The 8,436-nt window shown below is 63.3% G+C and carries 8 protein-coding genes; 4 read left to right on the forward strand and 4 right to left on the reverse strand.

Annotated elements, in window-relative coordinates:
* Positions 1-14 precede the first annotated feature (14 nt).
* The 4 genes from nuoN to CKO41_RS10780 all read left to right on the forward strand — a co-directional run bounded on the left by nuoN (position 15) and on the right by CKO41_RS10780 (position 4,257).
* A complete protein-coding gene (nuoN, locus tag CKO41_RS10765) occupies positions 15-1,451 on the forward strand; it encodes an NADH-quinone oxidoreductase subunit NuoN (protein WP_200382223.1) in 1,437 nt (478 codons plus the stop codon).
* A 188-nt stretch (positions 1,452-1,639) separates the two neighbouring features.
* Complete coding sequence (locus CKO41_RS10770; RefSeq protein WP_200382224.1) at positions 1,640-2,632, forward strand: hypothetical protein; 993 nt, start codon at positions 1,640-1,642, stop codon at positions 2,630-2,632.
* Between the two features lie 1,090 nt (positions 2,633-3,722).
* Positions 3,723-3,974 (forward strand): type II toxin-antitoxin system ParD family antitoxin, encoded by a 252-nt coding sequence (locus CKO41_RS10775; protein ID WP_200252409.1) that lies wholly within the window; start codon positions 3,723-3,725, stop codon positions 3,972-3,974.
* Positions 3,967-4,257 carry a type II toxin-antitoxin system RelE/ParE family toxin gene (locus CKO41_RS10780; RefSeq protein ID WP_200382225.1) on the forward strand — a complete coding sequence of 97 codons (291 nt, stop codon included), beginning with the start codon at positions 3,967-3,969 and terminating at the stop codon, positions 4,255-4,257. The genes CKO41_RS10775 and CKO41_RS10780 overlap by 8 nt, the downstream gene beginning before the upstream one ends.
* Before the next feature lie 248 nt (positions 4,258-4,505).
* On the opposite strand, the gene CKO41_RS10785 is transcribed toward CKO41_RS10780, so the two are convergent.
* From CKO41_RS10785 to CKO41_RS10800, 4 genes are all read right to left on the reverse strand, one after another.
* The gene (locus CKO41_RS10785) at positions 4,506-4,877 is read right to left on the reverse strand and encodes an HVO_A0114 family putative DNA-binding protein (RefSeq protein ID WP_200382226.1); all 372 of its coding nucleotides are present in this window, start codon (positions 4,875-4,877) and stop codon (positions 4,506-4,508) included.
* A complete protein-coding gene (locus CKO41_RS10790; protein WP_200382231.1) occupies positions 4,870-5,103 on the reverse strand; it encodes a toxin-antitoxin system TumE family protein in 234 nt (77 codons plus the stop codon). The genes CKO41_RS10785 and CKO41_RS10790 overlap by 8 nt, the downstream gene beginning before the upstream one ends.
* A gap of 317 nt (positions 5,104-5,420) precedes the next feature.
* Complete coding sequence (gene zapE, locus CKO41_RS10795) at positions 5,421-6,521, reverse strand: cell division protein ZapE (protein ID WP_200382228.1); 1,101 nt, start codon at positions 6,519-6,521, stop codon at positions 5,421-5,423.
* 641 nt (positions 6,522-7,162) lie between these two features.
* Complete coding sequence (locus tag CKO41_RS10800; protein ID WP_420826472.1) at positions 7,163-8,302, reverse strand: OmpP1/FadL family transporter; 1,140 nt, start codon at positions 8,300-8,302, stop codon at positions 7,163-7,165.
* Positions 8,303-8,436 lie beyond the last annotated feature (134 nt).

An 8,436-nucleotide genomic window follows, 5' to 3' on the forward strand; every position in this document is an offset into this window, starting at 1 on the left:
AGCGGAAAGAGCCAATGACATTCGATACCGTGAATCTGATCCCGGTCTTGCCCGAGATCCTGATCCTGATCCTGGCGAGCGCCGTGCTGCTGGTCGATCTCTACGTCAAGGAGGCCGAGAAGGGCACCCTGCATACGCTGGCGCTGATCGGCGTGGCCCTGGCGCTCGCGGCGACCCTGCTGGTCGGCGGGGGCGAGCGGCAGGTCGTCCTCGAGGGCCACTATGTCCGCGACGCGCTGAGCGATGCCCTCAAGGCGATGATCCTGATCGTCGGCCTGCTCGTCTTCGTCTACTCGCGTGACTACCTGCGCGACCGCGGGCTCGCGACCGGCGAGTACTATGCGCTCGCGCTGTTCGCGCTGCTCGGCATGATGGTCATGGTCTCGGCCAACAGCTTCCTCGCGATCTATCTCGGCCTGGAGCTGCTGGCCCTGTGCCTGTACGCCCTGGTCGCCTTCGATCGCGACTCCCAGCGCGGCGCCGAGGCGGCGATGAAGTACTTCGTCCTCGGCGCCCTGGGCTCCGGCATGCTGCTCTACGGCATCTCGATGATCTACGGTGCGACCGGCTCGCTGGCCCTCGACGAGGTCGCCGCGGTCGTCGCCGAGCAGGGCCTGGAGAACCTGGTCCTGGTCTTCGGGCTGGCCTTCCTGGTCGTCGGCATCGGCTTCAAGTTCGGCGCCGTGCCCTTCCACATGTGGGTGCCGGACATCTACGAGGGCGCCCCGACGCCGGTCGTCCTGCTGCTCGGCAGCGCGCCCAAGATCGCCGCGCTGGCGCTCGCGGTGCGGCTCCTGATCGACGGCCTCGGCGGGCTCCAGTCCGACTGGCAGGGGATGCTGGTGATCCTCTCGGTCCTGTCGATGGGCCTCGGCAACCTGCTCGCCATCGCCCAGACCAACATCAAGCGGATGCTCGCCTACTCGACGATCAGCCACGTCGGCTTCATCTTCCTCGGGCTCCTGGCCGGCACCGCCGACGGCTTCGCCGCGGCCATGTTCTACGCCATCGTCTACGCCATGATGGCGGCCGGCGCCTTCGGCATCCTGCTGATCCTGAGCCGGCGCGGCTTCGACGCCGAGCACCTCGACGACCTGAAGGGCCTCAACGACCGCGACACCTGGTACGCCGCCGTGATGGCCCTGATGATGTTCTCGATGGCCGGCGTGCCGCCCTTCGTCGGCTTCATGGCCAAGCTCTTCGTCCTCAAGGCGGTCGTCGACATCGGCATGACCTGGCTCGCGATCGTCGCCGTCTTCTTCTCGATCATCGGCGCCTTCTACTACCTGCGCATCGTCTGGCTCATCTACTTCGACAAGCCGACGACCGACGCGCCGCTGACCGACTCGGGCGGGGTGCGCGTCGCGATGTCGCTCAACGGGCTCGCCGTGCTCGGCCTCGGCCTCTTCCCGGCGACCCTGCTCGCCATCTGTCAGGCCGCCTTCCTCTGAAGCCAGCGCGGCCCGCGGCCCTTGCCGGTCGCGGGCAACGCTGGCGGTCTGCCCGTTGCATCCCCAGGGCGGTTGTCACTTCGCGCGCCGCCCATGCCCAAGCTCGGGTAGCTGAAAAGTTACGATAGGATTCTGATATAGATAACATATTGCGGAAAGCTTAACGCTAAGAGCGAAGGAGATGAACGATGGATTTTCATATTTCGCTTACGTCCGCTCTCAGATTTCTGCGCGCTCTCAAACCAAGCGCTATCCACGCCTCAAGTGAAGAAGTAACGAGCCATCTGCGTCGAAGCTTCTGCGATTTCCAGCGAGAGTATGTGAACTACTCGTTTCAGTGTGCGAGGCTACATCGTCATTTCAAGCATGAGTTTAAAACCAACTCATCTGGCACTGAGGGTGCCTACCGAGATCTCGTGAAGTTCGTTGACGCAGGGTTCCAGACACTGTGTGGCGACCACGCTACCTGCATTCGGGCCTATTTTTTGCTTGCACATCGCCCAAAGGTTGCGCCAAGTGTGGGTATACACATAATGGGGGATTACGATGAGATCGTTAATGTTGCGATGATCTCTGGGAGCGGACAGAAGGGGGAAGATAGGCAGGTTAAGGATTACACTGTCTTCGAGAGGATTGTTAACACAGGGCTGCCTTACTTGGACAATAATATACCGAAGACAGTAAAAGGGGATCTTGAGTACAAGCATGGAAGTTTGCACTTGGATCGGGTTAAAGCGGAGTATCGACAGCCCATAACGGATTCATGGTTGATTTCTCGCTTCCGAGGGAACATCCTTCGTTCGGTGGCGAAGGATAAGCGTTGGCCCCAGTTCTGGAAAGGGGAACAGCACTCTTCCGGACACAAGTCGAACCTTGCGGTTCCAATCACGTTCAGGCAACACGCTGAACGGAACCGGCTCATGGGCGATTTAGTGGAGGTCTTGAATCTGCCAGACGATGGCCGTTCGATCTTGGGTTTCTTGTTGATCGACCATCCGGCCACCTACTATTTCGACGATGCTCCGGCCGATTCCTTCGAAAATCTTGATGTCAACATTTTGTATTTATACGCCGACACGTTGTCGTTGCCTATAGTGACCTATCTTACGTACACGAAGGGGTCTGACACAGTGCGTGACTACGAGGCGAGAAATGGTGGGGGAGACAAATGCCAACATTAGCGAAAAAAACCGGAGTTAAACAACCGCGCGTGGAGCCCAGCAGAAACAAGCGCATGGAGCCAACTAGCACGAATAATTTCGCCCGGTTCTGTAGTTCTGGTTTGCGGCGAATGCATCAAACCTCTACAGAAGATGCGCGCGAAACGTACGAGAAGATGCTTGGATTGCAGGACCGTAACGTGCCGTGATCTCGGACGTCCGTTTTGACTGAGGCGCGGTAAACCGGCGCAATCTCGAAAGGCGCCATTCACGGTGCGTGGGGTGGGGCCCGGGTCAGGGCTCGCTCTGGCACCCTTTGTCGCGAGCGCTAGGGGTCAGAGCTTGCATTGTTGCACCGAGCGGGGAGCCGCGGCGTCCATCCGGCAGGGGAGGAGGGTGTCAGGCTAAGCCATGTCTTACGGCTCGTCCTCTCAGACGCGAACTTCCCGTCGCTCTGCAACACATTACGTCGAGCGGAGAGGCGCGCGAGCACATCGTTTACATCAGCCTGTACTCCAGACGGGACCAGGCCACTGGAGCCGCGTATTTGCGTAATTTCGTCATGCCCCCGCACCTCAATGGTCGTCGACGCTACGCGGCGGCCGCGCCGCCGAGCGTGACCCGGATCTGGATCTCCTCCCAGGGCACCAGCACCTTGCCCGCCGCGTTCTTCTCGGGGGTACGGGGTCAAGTCTTGCAATCGCGCAATGCGCGATTGCAAGACTTGACCCCGTCTCGCGTCTGACCCCGTCTCGCGTCTCGCTGTGACCCCGTCTCGCTGACCCCGTCTCGCACGACCCCGTCTCGCACGAAGGCAGCGGCGGGTACACTCTCGAAGCGGGGACCATTTTGATCTCCATGACGCACGGATCAGCCGTATCGTTCGCGCAGCGGAAGTGGCAAAACGCAAGACCCTACTTCCTTGGAGGAAGTTCGGGTGGTCGCGCACGAGAAGATCGGGCCGCAGGGCCCGGACGATTGCGCGAGGTCCTGCCTTCGCCTTTCGGCGGAGTTCGGCGCTCCCTGCACACCCGACCTTCGGACACGGTGTGGCTTGCGGCCTTTTACCATATGTTGGTATTCTTTGGTACACGACAGGAGGTTCGGCACCATGGCCAAGAACACCAGCATCTCTCTGGGCGCGCATTTCGAGGGCTTCATCGCGCAGCAGATTCAGAGCGGGCGCTACGGTTCCGCGAGCGAGGTCGTCCGCGCGAGCCTGCGGCTTCTTGAGGAGCGCGAACAGAAACTCGAAGCCCTGCGCCAGGCCCTGATCGAAGGCGAGGAAAGCGGCGGGGACTCGCTGCTCGATATGGAAGACATCCGCCGCGAAGCGCGGCGGGAAGCGGGGCTGGATGCTTGAGATCGTCACGCGCCCGCGCGCGAGGCAGGACCTGAAAGACATCTGGCGCTACAGCTTCGAGGAATGGGGTGAGGCCCAGGCTGACAAATATCTGCGCGAGATCGATACGGGGATCGCGCGGCTCCGCGCGAACCCCAAGATCGGCAAGCCGCGTGATGACCTGCGGCCCGGCTACCGGTCCCTGCGCGTAAACGAGCACATGGTCTATTACATGCTCACGCCCTCGGCGATCCGTATCGTGCGGGTACTGCATGCGCGGATGGACCCGGACCGCCACCTGTAGAGCGGCGGGCCATCATCGGCCTCGAAGGGAGGCAGGTGTCTTGTCTTTTGCCCGTTTCGGGCTAAGCCATGTCTTACGGCTCGTCCTCTCAGACCCGAACTTCCCGTCGCCCTGCAACACATTACGTCGCGCGGAGATGCGCGCGAGCACATCGTTTACATCAGCCTGTACTCCAGACGGGACCAGGCCACTGCAGCCGCGTATTTGCGTAATCTCGTCATGCCCCCACACCTCAATGGTCGTCGACGCTACGCGGCTGCCGCGCCGCCGAGCGTGACCCGGATCTGGATCTCCTCCCAGGGCACCAGCACCTTGCCCGCGGCGTTCTTCTCGACCAGTCCGAGCTCCAGGAGCTTGGTCGTGTCCGCATGCACATTGCTGTAGTTGCGCCCGAGCTGCGCGGCCAGCGCCTTGATCGACAGCGGACCGCTGCTCTTGAGCCGCTCCAGGAGAGCCAGGCGCGCCGGCGTCAGGTCGCCGAAGAGCTGAGCCGCGTTGGCGAAGCCCAAATGGTAGTCAACCGCCGGTAGCGGCTCGCCCGCGTCGGCCCGGCGGGCCAGTTCCAGCGCCTTGTCGAAATACTCGCCGCGCCGCGAGACCTCTACGATCGCCTTAGGCATAGTCACCCCCAGCCAAGCACCGGACGTCGGCGCGAAAATCTTCGATGAGCCCGACCAGAGAACGGAAGACATAAGGCTCCTCCTGGTCGCCGAGATGGCGATGATCGCCCTTGCCGCGCTCGTTGTCATAACGCACCAGACAACGCCCGGCACGCCCGCAATAGAGCCGGTACTTCAGCCCGTGCGGGGGTTCCGCCGTGGAGCGCGGCAAGCGCCACACCGCCATCTGCAACACCGCTCTGCACCACACTGTCTCGCGCGGAGATGCACGCGAGGACATCCATTACATCAGCCTGTACTCCGATCGAGACCAGGCCATTGCAGCAGCCTAGTCCAGCGGCGGGTACACTGCTGCAAAGCAGTCGGGAACCATTTTGGCCTGCCTTGCGCACGGGGGCAGCCGTATCGTTGGCGCAGCCGAAGAGGCAAAAGGCGAGTGCTGACACCGTCGTTTGCGTTCCGTCGATGTGATGTGTCTCGACATGACAAAACAACAGTCGACCAGCGGCCGGAGCGCGCGCCGATGAACGGCTCGCCGCTCGATCAGCGCCGCCGCGGTTCGCCTGCGCAGGCGGCCATGTAGGCTGCCGACTGCATCTCGGTCAGGCGGCTGAGGAGCCGCTCGTGGGGGAAGTGTTCGAGGTCTCCGCCGTAGAGCTCGGCGAGCGGCGCCGCGGCGGACAGAATCAGCTTGATGCGCCGGTCGTAGAGTTCATCGACCAGGTGCACGAAGCGTCGCGCGGCGGCCTCGTGGCGCGCCGTCAGCACCGGCACGTCCGAGAGCAGTAGGGTGTTGAACTCCCGGGCCAGCTCGATGTAGTCCGCGGTCGCCCGCGCCGAGCCGCAGAGGGCGGCGAAGTCGAGCCAGACCACGTCGGCGCCGACCCCGCGCACCGGTATCTTGCGGCCGTTGACCGTCAGTGTCGTGTCTGGCGATCGATGTTGGCCCGTGAGCTGCGCGAAGCAGCGCTCCAGCTCGGTATTCGCCGCGCCGTCGGCCCCGACGAAGTAGACACCGGCCGCGGTCAAGGTGCGCAGCCGGTAATCCGTCGTCCCGGTCAGCTCGACCACGCGGGTATGCCGCTCCAGCAGCTCGATGGCCGGCAGGAAGCGCTGTCGCTGGAGGCCGTTGCGGTAGAGTTCGCGTGGCGGGGTGTTGGCCGTCGTCACCAGGGTCAGGCCGCGGGCGAACAGGGCGCGCAGCAGGCCGTAGAGGATCATGGCATCGGCGATGTCGTTGACGAGGAACTCGTCGAGGCACAGGACCCGCACCTCGCGCCGTAGCTGTTCGGCGACCACCTCCAGCGGATCCGGCTGCTTGGGCAGCCCGGCGAGCGAGGCGTGGATGTCGCGCATGAAGTGATGGAAATGCAGCCGCCGCTTGCCGGGTAGCGGCAGCGCCTCGACGAACCAGTCCATGAGGTAGGTCTTGCCCCGTCCGACCGGACCCCAGAGGTAGAGCCCCGGCACTGGTGTTGCGTCCGCGGGGCTCCGCCAGCGGCCGAGCAGACCTCGACCGGGCGGGCCGGACGGCCGAGCCGGGGTGGCGGCGAGGGCCGCGTGCAGCGCCGCCAGCTGCTCGGCGACGGCGCGCTGGGACGGATCGAAGGGGGTGAAGTCGGCCGGCAGCGGCGTTCGGATCACAGTAGGCGTTTGGCGGGTTGGCGAGCCGCCACTCTACGCAGGCGAGACCGACCCGTCCACCTGACGCCAGGCCGTCGCGTCCGGCTCGCTGTCGCGAGCGGTGATCGGCTATCTCGCCCGCCCCGAGCTGGGGAGGGTGTCTCAGGTCTCGTCTCTCGCTCGTTTCGGGCTAGGTCTGATCGATGGCTCGCCCACTCAGGATCGAATTTCCCTGCGCTCTGTTCCACATTACTTCCCGCGGAGATGCGCGCGAGGTATCAATCACGTGAGCCTGTATCCCGATCGAGTCCAGGTCCTTGAAGCAGCCTACGCCAGCGGCGGGTACATTCTCGAAACAGTCGGCGGCCATTTTGGCCTGCATTACGAGACACTATCTTCTTGATCGCATGACACATGCGGAGCCCGCTGTTGCAGGGAGCGGCTTCAGCTTCCTGCGGTCGCTGGCCAGGGACTGCCGGTATACCGGCGCCCGGTCCCTATGGCCGTAATCGACTGGGCCGTCCGAGAAGCGGACGAGCCAGGCGCACCCGGGGTCGAGCCGATCGATCCATCGCTGTGCGCAGGTCGCTGATGCCTGCCTGGTCAGATCGGGAAGATGCCACGATTCGAGACCTGGCCCCGCCGTTTGGACCCGCCGTTACTCAGAAGCGGTGACTGTAGCTCAGATTGACCGAGTCCTGACTCATCGAACTGGTCAAGCCGATGAGGGGATTCGTGTTGGTCTCCTCGGCCTCGAAGGCGTGTACATAGGCGAGGTCGAACTGCCCTCGCTTTCCCACCCGAACACCGGCGCCGAGCATGAGGTGCTTTTCGGTGATCGCCTCGGCAAGGTGCTGTAGATAGTTCTCCGGCACCGGATCCTTGCCGTAGTTGAATCCGGCGCGCAGCCTGACCCGAGGTGTCAGCCGGTACTCGCCCCCGATCGAGAAGACCGTTTGGTCATCCCATTCCTGGTACATTTCGATGTTGATCGTGCCCCCCGTGTCCGGCTCGAAGCGGATCTTCAGGGAATCCAATACATCAGACCACCGGTAATGCTTGATGTCGGCGACGAGCAGCAACCGCTCCGTCGCTTGCCAGGCTGCCCCAACCTTGATCGTGGCCGGCCACTGGAAGTCCTCGATCGCTGCAGAACCGGGGATGCCAACGAAATTGCTGCCCCGGCCGGCGTGAATCGAGGCGTCATCCGCCTCCAAGTCCTCTAGGTGCGTCTCGAACTGGTAACTCGCGCCGAAGGCCAGGGTGTCGCTCGCCCGGAAGACCAAGCCGACCTGACCACCGACACCCCAGCCGTCGAGTTTGTCCAAGTCGAAGTGTGCGTAGTTCGCCCCTGCCAGTCGCAGTGCGGTCGGACCCAATCCAACGATGGCGGCGAGGTCGAAGGTCGCCACGCCAAGGGTCTGTCGTCCCGGCAGGACCATGTCGAAGAGCCCCTGCCTCGAGACGAGTTGTTTCATCGTCATCCGACCGTAGACCGCGTCGAAACTCGCCCCGATGCTCAGGCGGTCATTGACCACGAGTGCCCACGGAAGGATCAAACGGCCGATCATCACCTCGCTCTCGTCCGGCAGGCCCGTCGGCTCCCCCGAGACGGGGTCCGCCGAGAGGAAGCTCTTCTTGCCATAGTTCGCGCCCATGCCCCCTTGCGAGAAGACGCCCAGTCCGTAAGAGACGCGCCCGCTCTTGACGATATAGCTGATGCTCGGCATGGCGAACCACTCGGCCTCGGAACTGGCGCTCCCGACCCCGGACATCCAAGTCTCGGCATCGACATGCATCATGTTCACGCAACGGTGTCCGGTCCCAAAAGCCAGGACCTGTTGAATGAGGTCCCCTCTCGGGGACCTGGCACGCCGTAGGCGAGCGCGGCACGTCTCCGGGTGGTTTTTCGACCCGCAGTGGATTGAGAGCCTCT

The sequence above is a fragment of the Thiococcus pfennigii genome, assembly GCF_016583835.1.
Lineage (GTDB): Bacteria > Pseudomonadota > Gammaproteobacteria > Chromatiales > Chromatiaceae > Thiococcus > Thiococcus pfennigii.

Coding starts and splice junctions, on each gene's coding strand:
- nuoN (WP_200382223.1), top strand. CDS start 15: ATGACATTCGATACCGTGAATCTGATCCCGGTCTTGCCCGAGATCCTG.
- CKO41_RS10770 (WP_200382224.1), top strand. CDS start 1,640: ATGGATTTTCATATTTCGCTTACGTCCGCTCTCAGATTTCTGCGCGCT.
- CKO41_RS10780 (WP_200382225.1), top strand. CDS start 3,967: ATGCTTGAGATCGTCACGCGCCCGCGCGCGAGGCAGGACCTGAAAGAC.
- CKO41_RS10790 (WP_200382231.1), bottom strand. CDS start 5,103: ATGGCGGTGTGGCGCTTGCCGCGCTCCACGGCGGAACCCCCGCACGGG.
- CKO41_RS10800 (WP_420826472.1), bottom strand. CDS start 8,302: ATGATGCATGTCGATGCCGAGACTTGGATGTCCGGGGTCGGGAGCGCC.
- CKO41_RS10775 (WP_200252409.1), top strand. CDS start 3,723: ATGGCCAAGAACACCAGCATCTCTCTGGGCGCGCATTTCGAGGGCTTC.
- CKO41_RS10785 (WP_200382226.1), bottom strand. CDS start 4,877: ATGCCTAAGGCGATCGTAGAGGTCTCGCGGCGCGGCGAGTATTTCGAC.